The following is a 25,179-nucleotide window of genomic DNA, read 5'->3' on the forward strand; positions in this document are numbered from 1 at the left end:
GCGGCGGTGGAAGTACGGAGGCTCTGCGCTAGTGCTGGGTGCCGGGAGGCGCCGGCCGCGCCAGGTCCTGGATCACCTCCAGCGCCGTCTTCACCTTGAACGGCTTGAGCATGATCCGCCGCACATCCAGCTCCTTGTAGAGCTGCGCGGTGGACAGGTCGCAGGCCTCTGCGGTCAGCGCGACCGGCGTGCCCGCCGGGCAGCGCAAGGCGCCGGCCCGCACGCTCTGCAGCAGCGCCAGCGCGTCCAGCCCCTGTCCGATGTCCAGCAGCAGGCCGTCCATCGGCTGACTCTCCAGCAGCCGATGGGCCGCCTCGAGGCTGCTCGACTCATGCACCTCCGCGATCTGCAGCTGCCGCGCCACCATCGCGACCGTGCGGCGGAACAGCGAGTGCGGATCGACCAGCAGCAGGTGCCGTTGCGAGCCCGGCATCACCGACCCTCCTCGACGGTCTGTCCCATCAGCTCCGAGACCGCGAGGTCGCGCAGGCTCATCAGGATGGCGAGATCCGTCTCGTCGAGCGTGCGTCGCCGCCGGTCGATGAGGCACAGCGTGCCGATGCGCACGCCCGGGCGGATCTCCAGCGGCGCGCCCGCGTAGAAGCGGATGTTCGGCGGGCCCAGCACCATCGGGTTGTCCGCGAAGCGCGGATCCTGCGTTGCGTCCTCGACCACCATCACCTCGGGGACGTGGATCGCGTGGCCGCAGAAGCTGCTCTTGCGGTCGGTCTCGCACACCGCCAGGCCGAAGCGGGCCTTGAACCACTGGCGGTCGTCGTCGACCAGGCTGATCAGCGCGATCGGCACGCCGAACTCCTCGGCGGCGAACTCGACAAGGCGATCGAAGCGCTCCTCGGGCGGCGTGTCCAGGATCAGCAGTTCACGCAGTGCCTGGAGCCGGTCGGCTTCGTTCTCGGGAATCGGGGCATTCATCATGGAGGCGGTTCCTCGCTCTTCCGATGTCGTCTCTCCCTGCGCGGCCAGACTGCCGCCGCGCCTTCGAAACCCCAGACTATCCGAGTTGTCCACAGGGCGCCACCCGGGTCGCCCATCAGGGGGAAATGCAGAGACAGAGGGCCGGAGTGACACGCGTGCCAGGACATGGGTGACACCTTTGCGGATCGCCATATGAGGGCGGCGCAGCAGCTTGCGCCCATTGCGCATTGGCGGCGCACGCCGTGCACGCCCAGACTCCGTTCCACGGGGCGCGCCCATGTCGCCCCCGCCGGCGGCGGCAGTACGGCCGCCGGGAAGGCATGGTGAGAGCCCAGGTCGCGACCGGGGGCCGCCCTCGGGGTCTTGGGGGAGGCGCTTCCGGCGGTGTCCGATCGCGGTCCTGGCGCTTTTCTTCTGCCCCGGTCTTCTGCCTTTCTCGCATATGCGTTATGCGAGATAAGCAAATGCCCAAACAATCGTTCCTGGAATAAGGACTGTTTGGCAAGCTTCGCAGCCCGACCCTCAACGTCGCCGGCCCACGCCTGCTTGCCCCGTCCGCCATGACCCAGAACAACGCCCACAAGAACACCCGTTCCCTGTTCTCCGCTTCCCGCCGCCAGGCGTTGATGCTGGCTGCGGCGGCGCCGCTGCTGGGCGTGCCGATGCTGGCGGCTGCGGCCGATCAGCCTACGACGCTGCTGAACGTCTCCTACGACGTGGCGCGCGAGCTCTACAAGCAGGTCAATCCGGCGTTCGTCGCCTCGTACAAGGCCAAGACCGGCCAGACCATCACGGTGAACCAGTCGCATGGCGGCTCGTCCAAGCAGATCGGCTCGGTGATCGGCGGCCTGGAGGCCGACGTCGTCACGATGAACCAGGCCACCGACGTCGACACGCTGGCCGAGAAGGGCCTGACCGGCGCCGACTGGCGCAGCAAGTTCCCGAACGCCGCCGCGCCCTACAGCTCGACGATGCTGTTCCTGGTCCGCAAGGGCAATCCGAAGGGCATCAAGGACTGGGCCGACCTGGCGCGTCCCGGCGTCTCGGTGATCATTCCCAACCCCAAGGTCACGGGCAACGGCCGTTACGGCTACTTGGCCGCGTGGGGCAGCGTGATCGCCAAGGGCGGCACGGACGCGCAGGCGAAGGACTTCGTCTCGAAGGTGCTGGCCAACGTGCCGGTGCTGGACGGCGGCGGCCGCGGCGCCACGACCACGTTCACGCAACGCGGCATCGGCGACGTGCTGCTGACCTTCGAGTCGGAAGCCGAGCTCATCGAGAACGAATTCGGAAAGGGCAACTTCGAGGTCGTCGCGCCCAGCATCTCCATCGAAGCCGATGCGCCGGTCGCCGTGGTCGACAAGGTCGCTGCGAAGCGCGGTTCCGCCGCGCTGGCCAAGGCCTACCTGGACTTCCTGTGGACGCCCGAGGGCCAGGAAATCATCGCGCAGAACAACTTCCGTCCGCGCGACCCGGCGATCTTCAAGAAGCATGAGAAGCGCTACGCGCCGATCAAGCTATTCACCGTCGACCAGACGCTGGGCGGCTGGGCCAAGGTCGGCAAGACGCACTTCGCCGACGGCGGCACCTACGACCAGATCATGGCCTCGCGCCGTTGATCGTCCGTCTCCGATCCTGATCTCCGAGCTCCCGACCCGACGATGAACACCGCCGTGCTCCCCGCGACGCAGGCTGCCCCGGCGCCCGCCCGCAAGCGACGCCGCGTGCTGCCCGGCTTCGCACCGACGCTGGGCTTCACGCTCTTCTATCTCTCGCTGCTGGTGCTGATCCCGCTGTGCGCGGTGTTCCTGAAGTCCGCCGGCCACGGCGCCGAGGCCTTCTGGGCCGCGGCGACCTCGCCGCGCGTGCTGGCCTCGTACCGGCTGAGCTTCGGCGCGGCGCTGCTGGGCGCGTTCATCAACGTGATCTTCGGCTTCATCCTGGCCTGGTCGCTGGTGCGCTACGACTTCTGGGGCAAGAAGCTGGTGGACGCGCTGATCGACCTGCCCTTCGCGCTGCCCACCGCCGTCGCCGGCATCGCGCTGACGGCGCTCTACGCGCCCAACGGCTGGATGGGCAAGTGGCTGGAGCCGCTGGGCATCAAGGTCGCCTTCACGCCGCTGGGCGTGCTGATCGCGCTGATCTTCATCGGCCTGCCCTTCGTGGTGCGCACGGTGCAGCCGGTGCTCGAGGACCTGGACACGGAGCTCGAGGAAGCCGCCGCGTCGCTGGGCGCGCATCGCTGGCAGGCCTTCCGCCTGGTGGTGCTGCCGATGCTGACGCCGGCGCTGCTGACCGGCTTCGCGCTGGCCTTCGCGCGCGCGGTGGGCGAATACGGCTCGGTGATCTTCATCGCCGGCAACATGCCGATGGTCAGCGAGATCACGCCGCTGATGATCATCACGAAGCTCGAGCAGTACGACTACGTCGGCGCCACCGCGATCGCGGTCGTGATGCTGGTGTTCTCGTTCCTGCTGCTGCTGGGCATCAACGGACTGCAGGCCTGGAGCCTGCGTCGCAACGGTCTGGACGGGAAGCGCTGACATGGCCGGATCCGCTGCATCGCTCGGCCGGGCCCGCTCGGCCGGCCACTATCAAGGCAACCCCGCCACGGCAGAAAAGCGCTGGGTGCGCTACACGCTGCTGACGCTGGGCCTGGCCTTCTTCGCCCTGTTCCTGCTGCTGCCGCTGGCGGCCGTCTTCACCGAGGCGCTGCGAAAGGGCTGGGACACCTACCTCGCCTCGCTGATCGAGCCCGACGCGGTCTCCGCCATCAAGCTGACGCTGCTGGCGGCGGTGATCTCGGTGCCGCTGAACATCGTCTTCGGCGTCAGCGCCGCCTGGGCGATCACCAAGCACGACTTCCGCGGCAAGCAGCTGCTGATCACGCTGATCGACCTGCCGTTCTCGGTGTCGCCGGTGGTCGCGGGCCTGATCTACGTGCTGATCTTCGGCGCGCAGGGCTGGTTCGGGCCCTGGCTGCAGGAGCACGACGTCAAGATCATCTTCGCCGTGCCCGGCATCGTGCTGGCTACCGTCTTTGTGACCTTCCCCTTCGTCGCGCGGGAGCTGATCCCGCTGATGCAGGCGCAAGGTCGCGATGAAGAGGAAGCAGCCACGGTGCTCGGCGCCAGCGGCTTCCGCACCTTCTGGCATGTGACGCTGCCCAACATCAAGTGGGGCCTGCTCTACGGCGTGATCCTGTGCAACGCGCGCGCCTTCGGCGAGTTCGGCGCGGTGTCGGTGGTGTCGGGCCACATCCGCGGCCAGACCAACACGCTGCCGCTGCAGGTCGAGATCCTCTACAACGAATATCAGTTCGCCGCGGCATTCGCGGTCGCATCGCTGCTGGCCCTGCTGGCGCTGGTCACCCTCGGGCTCAAGCAGCTCGTGGAATGGCAGGCGACGCGCAGCGTCGTGAAGGAAGAAGCATGAGCATCCAGGTCCGCAACATCCACAAGTCCTTCGGCAGCTTCACGGCGCTGGGCGACGTCAGCCTGGACTTCCCCACCGGCGAACTGACCGCGCTGCTGGGCCCGTCGGGCTGCGGCAAGACGACGCTGCTGCGCATCATCGCGGGGCTGGAGACGGCCGACCGCGGCCAGGTGCTGCTGGACGGCGCCGACGCGTCGGACACGCATGTGCGTGAGCGCGAGGTCGGTTTCGTGTTCCAGCACTACGCGCTGTTCCGCCACATGACGGTCTTCGACAACGTGGCCTTCGGCCTGCGTGTGAAGCCGCGCAAGCAGCGTCCGCCGGAAGCGGAGATCAAGCGCAAGGTGCATGAGCTGCTGCAGCTGGTGCAGCTGGACTGGCTGGCCGACCGTTATCCGCCGCAGCTGTCCGGCGGGCAGCGCCAGCGCATCGCGCTGGCCCGCGCGCTGGCCGTCGAGCCGCGCGTGCTGCTGCTGGACGAGCCCTTCGGCGCGCTGGACGCCAAGGTCCGCAAGGAACTGCGCCGCTGGCTGCGCCGCCTGCACGACGAGCTGCACATCACCAGCATCTTCGTCACGCATGACCAGGAAGAGGCGCTCGAAGTCGCCGACCGCGTCGTGCTGATGGATCACGGCCGGGTGGAACAGGTCGGCTCGCCGATCGAGGTCTACCAGCGTCCGGCGACGCCCTTCGTCTACGGCTTCCTCGGTGCGGTCAACCGCTTCGAAGGCCGCGTGGACAGCGGCATCGTGCGCGTCGGCGACCAGACGCTGGCGCAAGGCGCCGCCGCCTCGATCGAAGGCGCGCAGCAAGGCCTGGTGCAGGCCTACGCGCGTCCGCATGAACTGGTGATCATCCCGTCGCAGGATGCACCGGGTCTGCCCGCCACGGTGGAGCGCGTGCTGGCCTTCGGTGCCGCGGCGCGCGTCGAGCTGCGCGGCGCGCAGGGCGAGCACCTCGAGGCCGAACTCAGCCGTGAACAGGCCGAAGCGCTCCAGCTGTCCGCCGGTCAGCATGTGCGTCTGCAGGCCTCGCGCCTGAGTCTGTTCGGCATCGACCAGGCGGCATGAACCTTCAACAATTGCGTATCGTCCGCGAGGCGGTGCAGCAGAACTTCAACCTGACCGAGGTGGCGGCGGCGCTGTTCACCTCGCAGTCGGGGGTGAGCAAGCACATCAAGGACCTGGAGGACGAACTCGGCGTCGAGCTCTTCCAGCGCCGCGGCAAGCGTCTGCTCGGGCTGACCGAGCCGGGCAAGGAACTGGCGGTCGTCGTCGACCGCATGCTGCAGGACGTGCGCAACATCAAGCGTCTGGCGCAGCAGTTCAGCAGCGCCGACCAGGGCCAGCTGACGATCGCGACGACGCACACTCAGGCGCGCTACGCGCTGCCGCAGGTCGTGGCGCGCTTCAAGGCCGCGTACCCGCGCGTGCACCTGGTGCTGCACCAGGGCAGTCCGTCGGAGATCGTCTCGCTGCTGCAATCCGGCGAGGCCGACATCGGCATCGCCACCGAGGCGCTCGGCAAGGACGACGCCTTCGTCACCTTCCCGTTCTACGAGTGGCGCCACGCGGTCGTCGTGCCGGAAGGGCATGCGCTGACGCGCCAGCCGCTGACGTTGGAAGCGCTGGCCGAGCAACCGCTGATCACCTACCACGAGGGCTACACCGGCCGCGCGCGCATCGACGCGAGCTTTGCCGCGGCGGGCCTGGCGCCGGACCTGGTGATGTCGGCGCTGGACGCGGACGTCATCAAGACCTACGTGCAGATCGGGTTGGGTGTCGGCGTGATCGCGGCGATGGCCTTCGAGCCCGCGCGCGACGCGGGTCTGCAGCTGATCGACGCGACGCACCTGTTCCCGCCGAACACCACGCGCATCGCCCTCAAGCGCGGCCACTACCTGCGCGGCTTCGCCTATCGCTTCCTGCAGGAATGCGTGGCCGAGCTGACCGAGGACGCGGTGCGCGAGGCGATGGATCCGGACGCCTAAGGCGACCCGACTGCGTCGCCTGCCGTCATCGAACGACGGCCCTTCCTCTCAGCGCGGCGCGCTGGCCGCCGGTTTCGTGTTGAAGTAGAACGCGTCGATCCGCGGGCCGTAGCGGGCCCTGGCCTCGGGGCTGAGGCGGGCGACGATGTCGTCGTGCAGGAACTGCCGCGCCTGTGGCGTGCCAAGGATGCGCTCCACCTGTCCGGCGATGCGTTTGCCCCACGCGTTGCGGGGACAGGCGATGCTGGAGATCACGGGATCGCCGAAGCCCGCGATCGACAGGCTGACAAGATCCGCGGTCGACACCTTGCCATTGCCGCTCGCGCCGGCCGGCCCCTCGGCAGCGCGCTGCTCCTGCTGATTGACGAGCACGAAGTCGTATTCGATCGTGTAGTCGGCACGGCCCATGGCGATCATCGACAGCATGTTCCCGCCGAGGTCCGACGTCGTGTATTCGTCGATCACGCCCGGCGGTCGCCTGGCCAGCAGCGCGTTGAGCGCCGGTCCGTAGCTGCGCCCGGTGGTGATCGCGCCACGCAGCTGTTTCGCGGCCCAGATCTTCTCAAGGTCCGCGTCGCCGTCCGGAAGGCGCGGCACCTTCGGCAGCGCGCTGCGCCGCACCATCAGCTGATGCGGCGGAAGCAGGTAGATATCGACGAAGTAGGCGATGGCCTCGCGTTCCGGTGTCCGCAACGCGCCGAGGTCACAGGCCGTCTCGCCCTGTTCGATCATCCGCCAGCTGCGCTTGACGTTGGCGATCAGCGCCTCGTGCTTCGCCGGCGTTTCCCAATTCGCCATCAGATAGTCCGCCAGCGGCTGCGCCAGACTGCGCCGCAGGGGCACCGAGGCCGCGCCGGGGGAGCGCGGCGCCACCGTGTCGACATCGCGCATCAGCCACACGATCGTGTCGACGGCCCATGACATGGACGGCGCGCCGAGGGCACACGCGACCACGACCGACAGCGTGACGGTCGACGACCGGTGCAGGGAACGGGGAGTCATGGTGGACGGCAGGCGAGCTTTACAGCTTAGGCCTTCTATCCACATGCAGCCAGCTCGGGAATGCATATCGATTTTTGTTGGAGGACACCGGGCGCGCGGATTCGAATAATCAATCCGCATAAGCAATCTGCTTTCCCGACGTTTCCCGACGTCATCCGATCCCCCCGACGCTTTCCGATGTCTCCTCGCATCGGCTGACGTTCCCCCGATGTGTGGCCGACGATGAACTTCCAGCAACTCCGATCCGTCCGTGAGGCCCAGCGCCGCAACTTCAACCTGACCGAGGTCGCGCAAGCGCTGCACACCTCGCAGCCCGGCGTGAGCCGTCAGATCCGCGAGCTCGAGGACGAGCTCGGCATCGACATCTTCATCCGTGCGGGCAAGCGGCTGACCGGGCTCACCGAGCCGGGCCGCAACGTGATGCCCATCGTCGAGCGCCTGCTGCGCGAGGCCGAGAACCTGCGCCGCGCCGGCGAGGACTTCGCCCGCGCCGACAGCGGCCACCTGCGCATCGCGGCGACGCACAGCCAGGCGCGTTACGCGCTGCCGCCGGCGGTGCGCGACTTCCGCGACTCGCATCCCGAGGTCAGCCTGCAGTTCACGCAGGGTTCGCCGCAGCAGGTCGCGCGCCTGCTGATCGATGGCGAGGCGGACATCGGCATCGCCACCGAGGCGCTCGCGCTGCATCCGCAACTGCTGACACTGCCCTGCTACCGCTGGACCCACACGGTGCTGGTGCCGCCCGGCCATCCGCTCGAGGCCGAAGCCAACGCCGGCACGCCGCTGACGCTGGAGCGCCTGGCCGAGTTCCCGGTCATCACCTACGAGACCGGCTACACCGGCCGCTCGCACATCGACGACGCCTTCGCGGCGGCGGGACTCGACCTCAACGTCGTGCTGGTCGCGATGGATGCGGACGTGATCAAGACCTACGTCGAGCTGGGCCTGGGCGTCGGCATCGTCGCCGCCATCGCGTACGACGAGGAACGCGACCGCCACCTGCGCTCGATCGATGCAAGACATCTGTTCGCGGACAACCTGACGCGGCTCGCGGTGCGCCGCGACGCCTACCTGCGCGACTACGTCTACGCGTTCATCGAGACTTTCGCGCCGCCTCTGTCGCGCGAGCTCGTGGAGCAGGCGCGCGTCGCGCCCAACGGCTCGGACTGACGCACCAACCGACGGGGCCATCCATCGGCTGATCGACTGGCTCTCGATGGGCGCGTCGTCCCATCGAGGGGTGTCGAAAGATTTTCCGCATGTGCATAGGCCAGGTGCACAGCTAAGCAACGCAGAAAGCATTGGTTCGGCGCGGTGGGCGGGCTTCCTAGAGTGACGGGCTCACCTGTTCACTCCCACAAGGAAGTCTCTTGAAGCAGTTCGTCGAGCACGTGGCCCGCCTCACCGGACCGGCCGCCACACTGGCCGCGGCCCTCGCCGCCGCCTATCCCGTCACCGGCGCTTTCGCACAGGCCCAGCCGCCCACTTCGCCCGCGGCACCTGCATCGGCCGCCGCGCCGACCCAGGACGCGGGACCGGCCAAGGACGCGCCGTTGCCATCGGTGGTCGTCACCGGATCGCGCATCTCGCGCGTCAACAGCGAGGGCCCGAGCCCGATCACCGTGATCAAGTCGGAGGACCTGGACCGGCTCGGCTACAAGAACGTCTCCGACGCGCTGAGCAACCTGACCGAGAACACCGGCTTCACGCAGGGCGAGGACTTCGGCAACACCTTCACGCCGGCCGCCAACGCGATCAGCCTGCGCGGCCTCGGGCCCAACCACACACTGGTGCTGGTCAACGGCCGACGCGTCGCGGACTACCCGACCGCGTATGAGGGCTCGGTCAACTTCGTCAACATCGCCAACATCCCGTCCGCGTTGATCGACCGCATCGAGGTGCTCAGCGGCGGCGCGTCGTCGGTGTACGGCTCCGACGCGATCGCGGGCGTCGTCAACATCGTGCTGAAGAAGCATGTCGACGGCGTCACCGTGAACCTGCGCGGCGGTGGCACGCAGCGCGGCGGCGGCGAGAACGCGCGCGCCCAGATCACGGGCGGCCTGGATGCCGGTGCGCTGCAGGGCGTCTGGGGCGTCGAGCTCAGCGGCCGCGAGCCGATCTGGAGCCGTCAGCGAGACTTCATGGCCGACACGACGCTGCAGGGCGCCGCGCCGACGGTCGTCTTCGGTCGCCGCAACGCCAACGGCGGTGCCTACCTCGCGCCGACCGACGGGTGTGCCGGCGCAGGCACCTTGTTCGAAGGGTCGGTCTCGGCCTACACGGCGAAGAACGGCACCTACTGCGGCAGTGGCCGCGCATCGCCGACCTACTGGACGACGCAGACCGGCAACCGCAGCGCGCAGGCGGCGGGTGCGTTGACGCTCGCGCTGGACCACGGCCTCGAGCTGTTCGCCGAGGGCCAGTTCGGCTGGGCACGGACCGAGAACAACACGCGCGGTCCGACCTGGACCTCGGACATCGCGGGCAAGGGCTACTTCCGCAACGCCGCGACCGGCCTGCGGGAGATCTGGACGCGGCGCTTCTCGCCCGAGGAGCTCGGCGGCGTGGACCGCTTCAACCGCAAGTGGCAGGACTCGACGCACAACGTCGCCGTCGGCGCGCGCGGCGAACTCACGGGCACCTGGACCTTCGAGGTCGCGGCCAACAGTTCCTACTACCTGAACCGCACGACGACACCGCGGCTGACGGCGGGTATCGAACAGCTGCTGCTCGGACAGAAGCTCGGCACCGAATCGGACGGCACGGCGATCTACTCGGCCGATCCGGCGCGGCTGTTCCGCCCGCTGACGCCGCAGGAGATCGACAGCGTCACCGACCGCAGCTGGACACGCAACGCCAGCTGGAACCAGCAGCTGAGCGCGTCGGCCAGCGGCGAATGGTTCAAGCTGCCCGGCGGGCCGGTGCGGGCGGCCGTGGTGGCCGAGGCAGGCACGCAGGGCTTCCGCAACGAAGCTGACCCGCGGCTGGGTCAAGGCGTCTTCTACAACACGAGCACGTCGCCGACCGTGCGCGGCACGCGCGAGCGGCTGGCGCTGGGCGGCGAACTCAATGCGCCGATCACGAAGCAGCTGACCGCGACGCTGGCTGCGCGCCACGACCGCTATGAATTCGCCGGCCGCAGCGACGGCAGCACGACCTACAACGCGGGCCTCGAGTTCCGGCCGCTCTCGTCCCTGCTGCTGCGTGCCCAGCACGCGACCAGCTTCCGCGCGCCGGACATGAATTACATCTTCGCGCAGCAGACGAAGGGCTACTACTCGTCGTCGACGGACTACTATCGCTGCGCACAGACGGGGCAGCCGTTGTCGAGCTGCGACTTCGCAGACGTCTCTCCCGGCTTCAACTTCGTGCGCACGGGCTCGTCGGACCTGAAGTCGGAGCGTGGCCGCTCGTGGGGCGTGGGCGCGGTGTGGCAGCCGGCCTCGTCCTTCGACGTGTCGCTGGACCTGTGGAAGATCGCGATCCGCGACCTGGTCACCGACCTCAGCGCGGACGGCGTGCTGCGCGACGAGTCGGACTGCCGCACCGGCATCAAGGACATCCAGTCGCCGACCTGCGTCGACGCCATCGCGCGCGTGCGCCGCAATCCCGCCGACGCGCTGGTCCGCCCGGGCGAAGTCGCGGAGATCCGCGTCAACCCGATCAACGCGGCGAACGAGTCGACCTGGGGCGTCGACGTCGGCACGCGTTACTCGTGGAGAACGGCGGCCTGGGGCAAATGGACGGTCGACGCGAAGTACACGCGGGTGAAGAGCTTCAAGTACCAGCAGTTCGCCGGCGACGAGAACCGCAACGTCGTCGGAACGCCGGACTTCAGCGACTGGCCGAGCCGGCTCAATGCCAGCGTGGTCTGGCAGACCGGCGACTGGACCCACGCACTCTCGGCGCAGCGCAACGGCCGCATCGCGCGCGAGGACCACGAGGGCACGCTGGGCCCTTACTGGAACTTCAACGCGAGCACCGCCTGGCAGATCGGCAAGCGGACCAGCGTCAGCCTGATCGTCAACAACCTGTTCGACAAGATCCGCCGCGATCCGAGCGCCACCTGGCCGTACTACCCGGTCGGCTACTACTCGCCGCACGGGCGGCAAGGCTGGATCGAGCTGGAGCACTGCTTCGGCGCCTGACGCCGCCCCGAAGCCTTCGGCCGATGCGGATCAAGCCGCGTCGTTCCGCCGGTTCCGACTGCCGCGGCGACCCCGCCTCGGCTTGCGGGCCGCTCCTCACGAGGGGGCGGCCCATTTTTCCGGGAACGGTGCAAAGCAAAGCAGATCTTCTTCGTTCCCTTTGAATGTGCGCTTGCCTACATTGAGCGCTCCCCTCCACCCCCCCGTGATGAGAAGAATCCCGTGAACCCACTCCGCCGCAAAGTCTCGCTGCTCGCCACCGCCGCCCTGCTGAGCGGTGCCGCGCTGATGCCCCTGGCCCATGCGCAGGGCTCGGTCACGCTGCTCAACGTGTCCTACGACCCGACCCGCGAGCTCTACCAGGACTACAACGCCGCGTTCGCGAAGTACTGGAAGGCCAAGACCGGCGAAACCGTCACGGTGAAGAACTCGCACGGCGGCTCGGGCAAGCAGGCCCGCTCGGTGATCGACGGCCTGGATGCCGACGTCGTCACGCTGGCGCTGGCCTACGACATCGACGCGCTGCACGACCACGGCAAGCTGGTGCCGGCCGATTGGCAGAAGCGTCTGCCCAGCAACGCATCGCCCTACACCTCGACCATCGTGTTCCTGGTGCGCAAGGGCAACCCGAAGCACATCAACGACTGGCCGGATCTGGCCCGCAGCGGCATCGACGTGATCACGCCGAATCCGAAGACCTCGGGTGGCGCGCGCTGGAACTACCTGGCCGCGTGGGCGTATTCGCTGAAGCAGCCGGGCGGCAATGCCGAGTCGGCGAAAGCCTTCGTCAAGCGCATCTACGCCAACACCAAGGTGCTGGACTCCGGCGCGCGCGGCTCGACGACGACCTTCGTCGAACGCGGCATCGGCGACGTGCTGATCGCCTGGGAGAACGAGGCCTACCTGGCGGTGAAGGAACTGGGTCCGGAGAAATTCGAGATCGTCACCCCGAGCCTGTCGATCCTGGCCGAGCCGCCGGTGTCGGTGGTCGACAAGACCGTCGACAAGAAGGGCACGCGCAAGGTCGCCCAGGCCTATCTGGAGTACCTGTACTCGCCGGAAGGCCAGGAGATCGCGGCCAAGAACTACTACCGCCCGCGGGACCCCAAGATCGCCGCGAAGTACGCCAAGACCTTCGCCCCGGTGAAGCTGGTGACCATCGACGAAGTCTTCGGCGGCTGGCGCAATGCGCAGAAGACGCACTTCGACGACGGCGGCGTCTTCGACCAGATCAGCGCGGTGCGCTGAGTCCCGACGGGACCTCGCGACAGGTATTCAACGTTTGTCTCCTCGGTCGGTCTCGGGTGCCGCGCAAGCGGCCCTCCAGGCAACCAGACCGTTCGCTCTGTGCGAGCAGCCCCGCCGGCCACAAGTCGGCGGGGCTTTTTTTCGCCGGTCAATCGAGTGAGCGGAACGACGCGCCGGTCAAGCCAGCGGCTTCCCAGGCTGACTTGAAGGCGTCGGTGACCAGGACTTCCGCGCCCAGATGTTGATAACCGGGCATCGTCGCCTGAAAGATCGGCGGGAGGTCTTCAGGCGCAATCCCTTCCCTCCGCACGAGATGCTCAAGCCGGATGTAGATGGGAGGCGTCACCGGAATGACCATGTTGAAGCGCGATGCGTCGTAGTCGATGAGATCGACCCCGGCCGAAGGCACGAAGAGGTGAAACCGTTCCTCATTGGCCGACAGGAGACAAGTCAGGAATTCGGACGCCGAGGCTCCGCACCCGATGGCGAGTGCCAGGGCCGGTCCCGACAAGAGGACGGTCGTGTTCCAGATCAGAAGGTCATGTCTGACTTCCTGATCGACGAATCCCTGCTCCGTGGCGACGCGCCATGGCCTGGCCTCGTCGTCCAACTCGCTCAACACTTCCCGGTAGGTCGCCGGATGAGCGCCATTCCGCAACATTCGGGCCAGGAACTCCGATGGCACGTCGGGCGCGATCATTGGAAGACCATTCCCTCGCTCAAGGGACCAGATGTTCATGGATATTTCCCCGTGGTCACAAGCCTGACGCGGATCACATTGAGTGTATTGATCATCGCGTCTCTACCGCCTGCCAGCGCGAGGGTCGTAACCCGGTTCACTTCGTCGATATATACGGGCGTATGAACACCACCGTGCACGCTCTTGGGAAGCATCACCGCGTTCTCGAGATCGTTGACATCAATGCCTACGGCGGCCAGATTGCTGCGGGCGACCGCTGCACCTGGGTGGGTACGTAGCGCGATATGGTGGGCCTCCATGCCTGCGGCCGCCGCGACCGACAGGCCGTCCTTGTCGCGCAAGCGCTTCCTGAAGGTATGTTCAGACGCCAGCAGCGGCCCATTGATGGTGCCATCGCCGAGATCAGACGGTGTCACCGCGAGACTCAACCCTACACCGAGCGTCCGGATGAAAACGCCGCCGACCGCCGGCTTTGGAAGGGATTGGGCGGGCGCCTTCCCGATCGTCACCGTAGGCAGGCGCCCGACTGCCGCGGCCGCTCCCGCCTGCGTCGGCACCGCGCCCTGACCGGATGCCTTCGATTCATCGCAGGTCTTCGACGAACCTGCCGAGCAGTCGCCCTCGGTGCCAAGTCCGGTCGAATCGGCGTTGTTCATCGGGTCGTTCTCGGCGAACGCGTACAGGTTGGCATCGGACTCATACTCGGCCGGATCTGTCTGGATGAATCGCCCCAGTTCCGCACTGTAGAACCGTGCCTGGTTGTAGATCAGCCCGATCTCTCCCAGTTCCAGATTCCCTCCGAAACCGAATCGCGAACCGGCTCCGCGAACGTCAGCCTTGCCATAGGCGCTATAGCTGGCGACCCCTGACGGCCACCCGACCGCGTCGGTGGTCAACACCGGAGAACCCCTTTCATCCACCATGTAGAAGGCCTGCACGGTGTTGCCTCCGCCCGCACGAGCCACCAACTGGCCATGAATCCCGTGGATGTACTGAGCCATCACGTTGCCGTTGCTGAGTTCGATACCGACCTCCTGGCCCACGTGGATGAATTCCACGCGCGCCTGACCCGGTACCTGCACACTCTCCAGACGCCCCATGGGATCGTAGGACAAGGTGGACGGCCGATTTCCGGTGGTCTGGACAAGCTTGCCTTCGACGTCGTACTTGAAGGCCTGCTGACCCAGGGTCGACAGCTGCCCGTTGTCGTTCCAACCGACCGCAGCATTGCTGACGGAGCTGTATTGATTGCGTCCGTTCGACGTGTAGGTCACCGTCTCATCGGCGTCACCGGGATAGACATAGAACTCGTTGCTCAACCCTCGTGTAACGATCTGGCCAGCCTGGTTCCGAGTGAAGCCGAACGTGACGCCTACGCCAGTCTGGGCAGAGCTCGTGCCGATCGTCACCGAGCTGACGCGTTGGTCCGCGCCGTAGTCAAAGGTCTGCTTCAGCGTCCGTCCGCCCACCATCGCACTCGTCAACCGCCCGCGGGGGTCGTAGCCGTACTCGACAAGCTTCATCGGACCCACGTATAGCGCGCCCACTTGGCCCGAGGCGTCAACATCTCGACGTACGACCATCCCAGTCGGATAGACGATCTCCGTGAGCGAGCCCAGGCTGTCGTAATGGAAAGAGGTCTTGTAGCTCTTCGTTCCGCGGCTGGAAGTTTCCGATCTGAGGCTGCCGAATCCGTCGTACTCGTATCTCAGATCGCTGGCACCCGTCCCTGCGAAGTACGCCCGCTTGATCTGTCCGGTGTTGTCGAGTTCGAAGTTCACGTCCAGCGAACCACCGTTGAAGCGACGCCCCTTCTCACGTCCTCGCTCATCACGGTCATAGTTGATCGTGTGGCCGTCCCGAGTCGTGCGACCCAGCAACTGTCCTGCCTTATCGTACGTATAGGTCACCTTGTCCGTCGTCGAAGAAACGCCGACGTTCGAAGGATCCGGGAAACGCCACGCAGTCCGCCGGTTGAAAACGTCATACTCGTTGGTAGACAGATTGCCGTTGGCGTCCTTGACCGTGGCCACCGAACCCGCGTCGGTGTAGGTTTGCGTCAGTACTGTGCGTTGCGCCGTCGTGCCAACTGCGTGGGTAACCGTCAGGACCCGACCTTCGGTGTCGTAGGTCTTCTTGACGATTCGATCCGGCTCGGAAGCACTCGGGTTGGACAACGTACACGCATCCGATGGGAGCGCATCGAACGTCGACGGATCCATGCGCTGCGCTTCACAGGTCAGACGATCGAATTCGTCGTACGAATACTGCTGAACCTGTCTGAACCCAGCACTGGTCGTCATGTCCAGCTTGATGCGATTGCCTCTGCTGTCGTGTGTGGTGACAGCCGTCTCGACGATGCTGAAGCGCGCACCCCAATTTTCTGGATCGTCGGGCGATCCCGTTAGCACGCCCTTTTCGACGCGAGTTGGCTCGCCGTTTGTATAACCGTATCGCTCCGCCGCGCGCGTGGTCTGACCCGCCGTGGCCGGAAAGATCTTGGCGATCAGGAGCCCCCGAGCATCGAATCGGGAGTCCGTCGTCCGGTCCTGCGCCAGCGCCGACCCCATTGCCGATACCAGCGAAGCCAGCACCAGCCCGCATTTCCAGAGATTGAGACGCTTTGTCATTGGCAACCTCCCGACGCATTGGCCACTTTACGGACCGCGGTCCGATTGCCATTCCGGTCGTAGGAGAAGCAGGTCAGCTGAGATTCGCCGCCCCAGGTCTTCTTGAGCGATCTGAGTTGAAGATTCGCGTCGGCGTCGTAGTCCATCTCCGTCACGACGCTCGATCCCGCGACGTCACACACGCCGTTGGTCATGCCGCCGGTCGTGCATTCCGTTGTCCTGGATAGCTTCGTTTCGGAAACACCGGAGAAGCCTTTGAGGCCGGATGCCGTGAAGAAGATCGCCTGGAGTTGCGTGTACTCGTTGCGGACTTCAGCCACCACACCATCGACGGCCGGCATCAGCTGACGCTCAAGCAGACCGGTCTGCGCGTTGTAGAAGAACCGGCTGACACTTCCATTGGCATCGGTGTACGAGGTCTCCTTGTTGCAAGAAGCGTCCTCTGCGGTGCAGTTTTCCTTGAACGTCGCGGACGTCTTGATCGTCTGCTCTTCGCCCGAGGGAAGTCGACCTGTCTGCTCGGCGCTGATGCGGTTGCCTCGGCTGTCGAAGACCGGCGTGATCGAAGCGAGACCCGGGGCCGACGCCGAGGTCGGCAGGTTGCGGTCATCGGCCGCATAACCAACGGTTCGGCCGTCGGTTTCCCGGACCGAAGCCAGCGCACCCGAATTCTGTGTGACGCGGCGCACCACCTGTTTGAACCCATTCGGCCCGGAGGACTGGAATATGGCGATGTAGTTGCCCAAAGTCTGCGGCGCCACTGTGTACGTCCACTTCTGCCCATTCTTGTAGCCGAACTGCACGCGGCCAAGAACCAGGCTCCCCTCGCTGCCATTCCACCAATAGCAGTTGTATCGATCGCCGCAATATTCGAACTGCGTCGTGTAATCCGTCTGTCCGGGGTAGCGGACCTCCGTGACCTTCGCGTCGGCATTGGTCCTGGCTTTTGTCACTGCGCCGCTGGGTTGAGTGACGGTCAAGACATTGGGCTCCAGTTTGGAGGTGTTGGGGAGCCACACCTTTGTGGTGTCCCAGGCAACCGTAGCCGTCGGCCATGCCAAGCTCGTGCTGCATGTGTCGGCCATCGGGTCGCAGTATTCGTGGACGCGATTGATGGCATAGGCGCGTTTCTGCCGCAACCACGCTTCCGTCAGCTTGTCCGAAGACTGGGCGCGATTGCCTTCATATTCGAACTTGAGCAGATATCCGTCGGAGAACTCCACCGACTGGATGCGACTCTGCAGGTAGGAGTTGGCGGCGCCATTCACGAAGAGACTTTCCGTCTTCCAGTTGATCTTCGCGACAGGTCCGGATGGGCTTGTCACAGACACCGCGACTGCGGTAGCGGGCGTGATCAGCCACGATCGATACCAGAGGCCCTTCTTGAAGCGCACACGCGTTCCGTCAGACGCGATGTAGTCGTAACCATCGGCGTCTTCGCGCAGGAGGCCGCCCTTGTTCACGGATTGGAAGCCGGTGCTTGTTTTAAAGAAGCGTTCGGTCATTGGCCCCATGGAGACCACGTACTGCGACCTCCGCTGAGGGTCGGAGTACCAACCGTCTGCGGGGACCCACTCGATCGTGCCGCGGTACGTGTGGTCAAGGCCTGACCCCGCAAAGAGTCCTCCGGCGACAGACTTGAACTTCAATTCACGGTTTCCGCCGAATTTCAGTGCCGCCAACTCCACGGAGGGCAGGCCGGACACGATGTCGACGCCGAGTTCGTCCTCCTGCGCCAGGTCTGGGAAAGCCACAACGGCGTCGTACGTCGCTGAATTGGCGCCGAGAGAGCACGCCGCGCCCAGAACTCCGGCAATCAGCCGAAGCCCGATCTTGTTGAATCGCTTCATTTGATCTGCCGGTTCAATCGTCGAGAAGGATTGTCAAGATCGCCTGAAGTACTGCGGGCGATGGCTGCGGGTTGAAACGCTTGGGTGCGGGCCCCTGCGCTCGGACGACCTTCGTCCGATTCCCGGCGGCGTCGAGGTCAAAGCTCTCCGCGGCGCCCGGTCCGGATTGAAGTTCCTGGGCCAAGAGCCGCCCGCCCGCGTCGTAGCGATACCGCTGCACGGTCACGGGCGCGGAGCTCCCCTCCGCAGGCGCCGCTCGAAGCTCCATGGAACTCAAGAGCGCGGTCAAACAGATCAACGGCAATGCGATTTGCTTGCCAATGGCGAGACGTGTCATGGTTGGACGTTCTCCAGGGACATGGCTGCGCCACCACACCATACGGTGCAGGCGCGCGGACTGTGGATGGGGGCGGAGGCGCATCGCTCCTCGCGAGCGGCGCAACGGCGGATGGCCGTGCGAACGCTCGGCCGTGCAATGGGCGATGACATGTTTCCTCCCTGCGCGCGCCGCGGACAGCCTTCTCTTGAGGCCATTTGCCAAAAACGGCGCACGTCCGAATGGCACCATTCTAGAGGCGGCTTATGCTCGCGCCTGTGAAACTCTCTCGTATCCAACCACGGGCGTGCTCCGCGATTTGCGGTGTCGTGCTATCGATCAGCGGGGCGGGTGGCGGAGCCTTCGCGCAATCGACCCCGCCACCACCGGTGACCCGGATCACCTGGCTCGCTTCCGACCATGCGCCGCAGATGACGGGTTCCGACGCCAGCGGCGTGACCGGGCGCGTCACGGCCTACCTCGAGAAGCAATGGCCGGGCGTCCAGCACGAGGTCGTCTTCGCCAACGCCAAGCGCAGCTGGCAGATGATCGAGAACGGCGAAGAGGTCTGCCGCGCCAACATGGTCCGCACGCCTGATCGCGAGAAGGCGGCCTACTTCATCAACACCCAGCTCACGCCGCCGCCGGGCCTGGTCGTTCGCCGCGACAAGCTCAAGCGCCTCCCGCGCAACGCCGTCGGCGAAGTGCAGCTGTCCCGGCTGCTGGCCGATCCGACGCTGCGCGGCGCGCTGATCGACGGCCGCAGCTACGGTCCGGCGCTCGACGAGATGCTCGCCGCCCGCTCGGTCGACAGCGCCGTCACGCTCTATTCGCCGAAGGACTTCGGCGCCCGCGTGCTGCAGATGCTCAGCCTCGGCCGCGCCGACTACTCGGTGGAGATGGACATGGCGCTGGTCATGGCCGGGAATCCGGAGGACCTCGTCAGCGTGCCGATCCAGGGCGCCAGCGAGCTGGTGATGGCCGGCATCGCCTGCCCGCGCACGCCGTGGGGACTCGCGGCGATCCGTGGCATCGACAAGGCCTATGGCCGTCCGGAAGGCGCCGCCAACCTGCGGCAGGGCCTGATGCGCTGGCTCACGCCGGAAACGAAGGCCCACTACGCGGCCCGCTTCGACGCGTTCTATCGCGAACGCGCCAAGCCCTCCCGCATCGATCCCTGATCGACACCGACGGCGGCCGCTGGCGTCCATCGCCGGTGTCCAGTGATCGCCGGCCTCCGGTGAGGGTCAGGACTGGCGCTCGACGCGGTTGCGTCCGCCGTCCTTCGCGCGATACAGCGCCTGGTCGGCGCGACCGAGCAATTCCTCGACCCGAAGATCCTCTGGCCGCAGCGCCGTCACGCCGAAGCTCGCCGTGAGCGACGTCGGCGCCGAGCCCGGCTGCAGCTCCAGCCCGCTGGTCTCGATGTGGTGCCGCAGGCGCTCCACCAGGTGGGTCGCATCTTCCAGCGAGGTCTGCGGCAGCAGCAGCCCGAACTCCTCGCCGCCGAGCCGCCCCAGCAGGTCCTGCTTGCGCACGATCTGCGCGCACAGCTGCACCAGGTGACACAGCGCGGCGTCGCCGCGCGCATGGCCCAGCGTGTCGTTGATGCGCTTGAAGTGGTCGACGTCCATCATCACCAGCGACATGTCCAATCCGTAGCGCCGGCTGCGCGCCAGTTCCGCATCGGCGTGCTCCAGGAAGCTGCGCCGGTTGGCCGCGCCGGTCAGCGCGTCGGTCGTCGCCAGGCGCTGCAGCTCGATCTCCAGGCGCTTGCGGTCGGTGAAGTCCACCAGTGTGCTCAGCACCGACGGCTCGCCGTCGTACACCACCGGTACCATCGACAGCAGGATCCACAGCTCGCTGCCGTCGGCCGCCAGGAGGCAGATCTCTTCGCCCTGCAGCTGGCCGTGCTCCTTGAACTTCAGCTGGATGCGGTCGCGTTCGCCGGGCTCGCGGTAGAAGCTGATCGCCGGCTTGCCGACGAGGTCGTCCAGCGTCCGCCCCGCGATCGCCGCGGACGGGCCGTTGGCATACACGATCAACGCATCGTGCTCGCGCGTCACGACCATCGGGATCGGCGCGTGATCCAGGACGGCGCGCAAGCGTTCCTCGCTGTCGGCGAGCTCGCGCGTTCGTCTTGCCACGCGGCGTTCCAGGTCGGCATTGAGCTCCTGCAGCTCGGCCACCAGCCGCGCGTTGTCCACCGCGTTGACGACGTTGGCGCACAGCAGTTCCAGGAAGCTCACGCGCGCCTCGGTGAACACACCCGCGGCGGCGGCATTCTCGAGGTACAGCGCACCCACCGTCTGCCCCTGCTTGAGCAGCGGCAACGCCAGCACCGAGCGCGGCGGCGACGGGTGGCGCTGGAAGTAGTCCTCCATCGTGGCCAGGCCGCGCGCGTCGACGATCAGCTCGCGCTGACCGTCGCGCAGCACGCGGCTCATCAGCGTCAGCGGCAGTTGCTGGCCCGCGCGCTCCAGCGGGAGTTGCTCGAGCAGGTGCAGCCTTGGCGAATCGCCGAGCGTGGCCTCGGCCTGCAGCACCCAGCGCGACGCACCCGCTGCACCCGCCGCGGCGGCCGTGCCTGCAGTGCCGGTGGCCAGCACGATCGCCGCGCGCTGCGCGCCGGCGTTCTCGGCCACGACCTCCAGCAGGCGCCGCAACAGGCGCGGCAGGTCGGGCTGGCTGCTGATCGCCTGCACGGCCTTCGTCAAGGTGCTGAGGTCGGCGGCGTCGGCCCGGATCTCGCCGGCCTCGGCCGCCGCTTCGATCGGCGTGTGACGGTCGCCCATCGGCAGCGACATCGCCTCACCCGCGAGCGCCGTGACGCCCCAGTCCTTCCAGGCCTGCTGCAGCCGCAACCGGGCCCGACCGGCGCGCGCCGGTTCGCGATCACGCCAGGCGTCGACCTGCGCCCGCAGGACGGCGGCCACGTCGAGCGGCGTCCCGTGTGGTCCCTCTGCCGCTGCCAATGCGTCGTCCAGCAGCCGATCGATCTCATTCACCGGCGCGGCGGCCAGCATCGCCTGCTGCGCCTGCAGCAGCGCGACCCGGTCGTGCAGATGCCCGGGACCGGCGGCGCTCCAGCGTTGCAGGCGACGCAGCGCGTCGTCCTCCAAGGCCTGGTCGCGCGCGCCGTCCGCCAGCGCGACGCGTTGCGCTGCCCAGGCCGCGATGAACAGCAGCAGCGATTGCGCATGCATGCCGCGGCCCGCGGCGAAGAGCGCTCGCGCTTCCAGGGCGAGACGCAGGGCAGGCTCCGGCCGATCGGCGATGAAATGCAGCACCGCCTGCCAGCCGTGCAGGAACATCAGGCCGGTCTGGTCCTGGCGCTCACCGTAGGTCCGCGCGAGCGCCTCCAGCCCCTCGAAGCCCTCCTCGGGCAGCCGGGGCTGGCGCAACGCGCGCACGAGGCCGAGCAGCGCGTCCTCATAGTCCGCCGCCACCGGCTGGCGCATCGCGCGCAGGCGCTGTCCGTGCGTGACGAGTTGATCCTCCAGCGCCGGCAGCGGCATGCCCGACAGCAGCGCATGCACGTCATGCACGTACAAGCCGAGGCCCGCATGGCGCAGGTTGCCGAACTCCAGTCCGTTGCGATGCGTCTGCATCAGGCCGTCCATGCTCACGCGCAGCCCCTGGACCCAGTGGCTGAGGAAGGCGTGGAACGAGAAGCCCGCATGCGCGAAGACCTGCATCCAGCCGTGCCGCTCGACGAGCTCCGTCGACATGCGGCCCAGGTCGTGGGCGAAGCGGTAGTCGCCGAGGAACTCCGCGCACATCAGACCCAGCACCGAGTACGCCGACAGCGCCTGCGGCACATGCCCGTGGTCGACCATCAGCCGGACCTGGAACAGCGTCAGCAGCGGCAGCAGCGCCGGCCGCACGATGTAGGCGGCGGCGGTCATCTTGGCGGCGATCGAGATCAGCAGCAGGCGCTGCTCGTCGCGCATCGGTCCCCGCGCGGCCAGCGTGTCCAGGCCGATCCCGGCGATCTCCTGCTGCAGGTCGGCCAGCAGCTGCATGACCTGCGCCATCGCGTCGGGGCCGCCGGCACGCGGCAACTCCGCGCCGAGCAGCAGGAACAACTCGAGTCCGAGGTCGACGGTGTCCGCGAGCCGGCCTTGCGCGTAGAAGGCCTCCATGCGGACTTCCAGCAGCCGCGCCCGCTGCGCGTTGTCCTCGGCGTCGGCGATCGCCGATTCGAGCAGGGCGTCCATGCGAGACGGCCGGCCGGCCAGATAAGCCATGCGCGCCGCGTGATGCAGCCAGGCCGCGCGCTGCGGCGAGCAGGGCGCCAGTTCGAGCGCGAGTTCGGCGTAATCCGCGGCGGGTTCGAACGCGGCCGCGTCCATCGCCTGCCGGGAGGCCTGGGCGTTGAAGCCGGCCAGCGCCAGGCGCTCGGCCTCGTGCTGCGGCTCATGCAGCAACAGCCGCGACGCGTTCAGGTGATGCAGCACGGTGTAAGGCAGCGGCGCGTCCGGATGCGCGGCGCGATGGCCGTCGCGCAGCAGCCGGCCGATGCGCAGCTGCAGCGCGGGCCGCTGGTCGGCCGGGATGCGCTGCAGCGCCGCCTCCTGCACGCGGTCATGCGCGAAGGCATAACGGACGGACTCGCTGGCCTGGCCTTGCAGTTGCGGCGCATAGCGGTACATCGCGCTCGCCGGCACCAGCAGTTGGGCTTGCAGCGCCGGCAGCAGATCGGTGGCGAGCAGGTCGGCCGGCACATCCAGCGCGGTGGCCAGGCTGTCGAGGTTGAAGCCCGCGCCCAGCAGCGCCGCCACGCTCAGCGCCTGTCGCGTCGCGTCGGGCAGGCGCTCGAGCTGCTGCAACATCAGGGCGACGACGTTGTCCGCCGTGCGCGTCGCCGCGATGCGCTCCAGCGCGTGATCCCAGCGTTGGGCCGTGGTGTCGTAGTGGATCAGGCCGCGACGGACGAGGTCCTCCAGCAGCCGGCGCAGGAAGAACGGATTGCCCGCGGTGCGCGTCTGGCAGAGGCGGGCGAGCTCGTCGAGGCCCGCGTCTTCTTCGACCGGATCCCGATGCAGGCTGTCGGCCAGCAGGTGGCGTGTGTCGTCCAGCCCCAGGGGGCCGACGCGCAAGGGCATGAAGCGCTCTCCGAGCTGCTGGCGCAATTCCGCCAGTTCCTGCGCGATCGGATGACCGGGCAGGATCTCGTTGTCGCGATAGGCGATGACGAACAGCGTGTGGCGCAGCGTCGCGTCGTGCAGGCACTCGCGCAGCAGGCGCCGCGAGGCGCGGTCGGCCCACTGCCAGTCGTCGAGGAACAGCGTCTGCGGCTCGCCCTCGCCCGCCAGCGCGGCGAAGCCCTGGCTGACGGCGCGCAGGAAGCGGTTCTCCGCCTCCGCCGGCCCCACCGGCATCAGCGGCGCGTCCAGCACGAGCAACGAGGTCATCTCCGGCAGCGCCTGCGCAAGCAGCGCGGCATTCGCGCCGAGGCGCTCGCGCAGACGGTCGCGCCAGATCGCCTGCTGTGGCGCGGCCAGCGCCATGACCTGCGCGGCGCGCTGGAGCAGCAGATGCAGCAGCGGACCGTACGGACGGTCCTGGCCGTACTGGTTGAACTTGGCGGCCGCGAAGTGCCCGCGCTGCGCCAGCAGGCTGCGTTGCGCGGCCAGCACCAGTGCCGTCTTGCCGATGCCGGAGAAACCCGCCACGGCCACCAGCCCGGCGCCGGCGGCCTGTCCATGCGCGGCATCCTCGAACGCCTGTCCGAGCTGCGCCTGCGCGGACTCGCGACCGTAGAGACGCCCGCTGGGCTGGAATCGCACGGCGGCGTCGCCCTGTCCGGGCTCGAAGCCCGGCAGTCCGCGGCCTTGTTCCAGGGCCGCCTCGCAGAGCTGCAGGTCGTGCCGCAGCGCCTGATGGCTCTGGTAGCGGCCTTCGGGCTCCTTGTGCAGGCAGTGCGCCACCACATGCGCCAGTGGCGCGAAGACCTGGTGATTGCGCGTCGTCGCCATCGGCGCCGCGAGCGCCAGATGCGCATGCACGGCGCGCGCGGGATCGTCGATGTTGAACGGCGGCGCGCCGGTCAGCGCTTCCAGCAGCGTGGCGCCGAAGCTGTAGAAATCGGCCCGGTAGTCGACGTCGCGGCTCATGCGGCCGGTCAGCTCCGGGGCGAGCGTCGCGAGCGACGCCTCGATCAATTCGGCCCGCTGGACGAGCGGCCGCTCGCGCTCGATCTCCGCGGCGAGCCCGAGGTCCGCGATCAGGACCTTGCGCGCCTCGCGGCCCGCGCCGGGCAGCAGCACGATCTGTCCCGGTCCGAGGTTGCGATGGATGAGCCCCTGACCATGCAGGTGCTGGAGCGCCTCGACCAGGTCGAGGGCGATGCGGATGAGTTCGTCGTTGTCCAGCGTACCGCGCCGCAGGCGGTCCCGCAGGGTCTCCGCGCCGAGATCCGGCAGCAGCAGCACGGGGCGACGCTCATGCTCGATCAACGCGGTGGGTCGCAGCACAAACACCGGATCGAGGCGCTGCGCGAGCTCGAATTCGCGGCGCATCCTGGCGACAGCGGCGGGATCGGCACGGTGATCGCGCAGGCGCTTGAGCAACGCCGTACCGCCTTGTCCGTCACCCACCCGGACGACCTCGCTCCGGCGGCCCTGATGGAGCATCCGCTCCGTCAGCCAGGCCCCTGGATCGGTCGCCTCCCACGCTCGTCTGTCCGTCATCCCATCCGCTCTCTGTTGCTGTCGGACTGTAACGGCTGCCTGCGGCGGATCCGCTTCGCTCCCCTGGACAGGTGGGAAATTGACCGATTCGAGTCATTGCTGCCGGCCGCCGATCCGCGAAGAGTGTGTGTCCCTTTTGACTGCTTCCTGGAGACTCGCCAATGACCCGATTTCCGCTCTCTTATAGAACCTGCTGGCGTACCGCCGCCGTGTGCGCTGCAGTTCTGAT

17 protein-coding genes are annotated in these 25,179 nt (G+C 67.4%); 9 read left to right on the forward strand and 8 right to left on the reverse strand.

All coding sequences use genetic code 11. The features are described from left to right. Nucleotides 1-28 precede the first annotated feature (28 nt). Together AC07OZ_RS09485 and AC07OZ_RS09490 are read right to left on the reverse strand one after the other, a co-directional pair. A complete protein-coding gene (locus AC07OZ_RS09485) occupies nt 29-433 on the reverse strand; it encodes a hypothetical protein (RefSeq protein WP_495466903.1) in 405 nt (134 codons plus the stop codon). Continuing rightward, entirely contained in the window at nt 433-936 is a 504-nt protein-coding gene (locus AC07OZ_RS09490) for a GAF domain-containing protein (protein WP_495466904.1), read from the reverse strand. The genes AC07OZ_RS09485 and AC07OZ_RS09490 overlap by 1 nt, the downstream gene beginning before the upstream one ends. A 560-nt stretch (nt 937-1,496) precedes the next feature. Here AC07OZ_RS09490 and AC07OZ_RS09495 point away from each other — a divergent pair. From AC07OZ_RS09495 to AC07OZ_RS09515, 5 genes are read left to right on the forward strand one after another with little or no spacing between them, the layout of a single operon-like run. Next, complete coding sequence (locus tag AC07OZ_RS09495) at nt 1,497-2,555, forward strand: sulfate ABC transporter substrate-binding protein (protein ID WP_495466905.1); 1,059 nt, start codon at nt 1,497-1,499, stop codon at nt 2,553-2,555. Nucleotides 2,556-2,597: 42 nt separating this feature from the next. Next, nucleotides 2,598-3,479, forward strand: a complete 882-nt coding sequence (gene cysT, locus AC07OZ_RS09500) for a sulfate ABC transporter permease subunit CysT (protein WP_431259940.1) — start codon at nt 2,598-2,600, stop codon at nt 3,477-3,479. Nucleotide 3,480: 1 nt separating this feature from the next. After that, the gene (gene cysW, locus AC07OZ_RS09505) at nt 3,481-4,371 is read left to right on the forward strand and encodes a sulfate ABC transporter permease subunit CysW (protein ID WP_495466906.1); all 891 of its coding nucleotides are present in this window, start codon (nt 3,481-3,483) and stop codon (nt 4,369-4,371) included. After that, nucleotides 4,368-5,441: a sulfate/molybdate ABC transporter ATP-binding protein gene (locus tag AC07OZ_RS09510; RefSeq protein ID WP_088408064.1), complete on the forward strand. Its 1,074-nt coding sequence runs from the start codon at nt 4,368-4,370 to the stop codon at nt 5,439-5,441. The genes cysW and AC07OZ_RS09510 overlap by 4 nt, the downstream gene beginning before the upstream one ends. Beyond that, a complete protein-coding gene (locus AC07OZ_RS09515) occupies nt 5,438-6,361 on the forward strand; it encodes a CysB family HTH-type transcriptional regulator (RefSeq protein ID WP_495466907.1) in 924 nt (307 codons plus the stop codon). Before AC07OZ_RS09510 ends, AC07OZ_RS09515 begins: the two co-directional genes overlap by 4 nt. Nucleotides 6,362-6,409: 48 nt before the next feature. On the opposite strand, the gene AC07OZ_RS09520 is transcribed toward AC07OZ_RS09515, so the two are convergent. Next, nucleotides 6,410-7,363: a hypothetical protein gene (locus AC07OZ_RS09520; protein WP_495466908.1), complete on the reverse strand. Its 954-nt coding sequence runs from the start codon at nt 7,361-7,363 to the stop codon at nt 6,410-6,412. A 222-nt stretch (nt 7,364-7,585) separates the two neighbouring features. On the opposite strand from AC07OZ_RS09520, the gene AC07OZ_RS09525 reads away from it, so the two are divergent. From AC07OZ_RS09525 to AC07OZ_RS09535, 3 genes are all read left to right on the forward strand, one after another. After that, nucleotides 7,586-8,533, forward strand: coding sequence for a CysB family HTH-type transcriptional regulator (locus AC07OZ_RS09525; protein WP_067280248.1), 948 nt, complete (start codon nt 7,586-7,588; stop codon nt 8,531-8,533). Between the two features lie 200 nt (nt 8,534-8,733). Further along, entirely contained in the window at nt 8,734-11,511 is a 2,778-nt protein-coding gene (locus AC07OZ_RS09530; protein WP_495466909.1) for a TonB-dependent receptor plug domain-containing protein, read from the forward strand. Between the two features lie 288 nt (nt 11,512-11,799). After that, nucleotides 11,800-12,759 (forward strand): sulfate ABC transporter substrate-binding protein, encoded by a 960-nt coding sequence (locus tag AC07OZ_RS09535; RefSeq protein ID WP_495467357.1) that lies wholly within the window; start codon nt 11,800-11,802, stop codon nt 12,757-12,759. Between the two features lie 148 nt (nt 12,760-12,907). Here the strand turns inward: AC07OZ_RS09535 and AC07OZ_RS09540 are convergent, their stop codons facing one another. The 4 genes from AC07OZ_RS09540 to AC07OZ_RS09555 are packed head-to-tail and all read right to left on the reverse strand — an operon-like array spanning nt 12,908 to nt 18,276. Further along, the gene (locus AC07OZ_RS09540) at nt 12,908-13,498 is read right to left on the reverse strand and encodes a hypothetical protein (RefSeq protein ID WP_495466910.1); all 591 of its coding nucleotides are present in this window, start codon (nt 13,496-13,498) and stop codon (nt 12,908-12,910) included. Then, nucleotides 13,495-16,089, reverse strand: coding sequence for an RHS repeat-associated core domain-containing protein (locus AC07OZ_RS09545; RefSeq protein WP_495466911.1), 2,595 nt, complete (start codon nt 16,087-16,089; stop codon nt 13,495-13,497). The genes AC07OZ_RS09540 and AC07OZ_RS09545 overlap by 4 nt, the downstream gene beginning before the upstream one ends. Next, nucleotides 16,086-17,939, reverse strand: a complete 1,854-nt coding sequence (locus tag AC07OZ_RS09550; protein ID WP_495466912.1) for a hypothetical protein — start codon at nt 17,937-17,939, stop codon at nt 16,086-16,088. Before AC07OZ_RS09550 ends, AC07OZ_RS09545 begins: the two co-directional genes overlap by 4 nt. Nucleotides 17,940-17,952: 13 nt before the next feature. Next, nucleotides 17,953-18,276, reverse strand: coding sequence for a hypothetical protein (locus tag AC07OZ_RS09555; protein ID WP_495466913.1), 324 nt, complete (start codon nt 18,274-18,276; stop codon nt 17,953-17,955). 245 nt (nt 18,277-18,521) lie between these two features. Between AC07OZ_RS09555 and AC07OZ_RS09560 the strand changes: the two genes are divergently transcribed. Continuing rightward, the gene (locus AC07OZ_RS09560; RefSeq protein WP_495466914.1) at nt 18,522-19,436 is read left to right on the forward strand and encodes a TIGR02285 family protein; all 915 of its coding nucleotides are present in this window, start codon (nt 18,522-18,524) and stop codon (nt 19,434-19,436) included. 66 nt (nt 19,437-19,502) lie between these two features. Here the strand turns inward: AC07OZ_RS09560 and AC07OZ_RS09565 are convergent, their stop codons facing one another. Next, a complete protein-coding gene (locus AC07OZ_RS09565) occupies nt 19,503-24,950 on the reverse strand; it encodes a diguanylate cyclase (protein WP_495466915.1) in 5,448 nt (1,815 codons plus the stop codon). Between the last annotated feature and the right edge of the window lie 229 nt (nt 24,951-25,179).

It is taken from the genome of Roseateles sp. GW821-FHT09G03 (assembly GCF_059416045.1).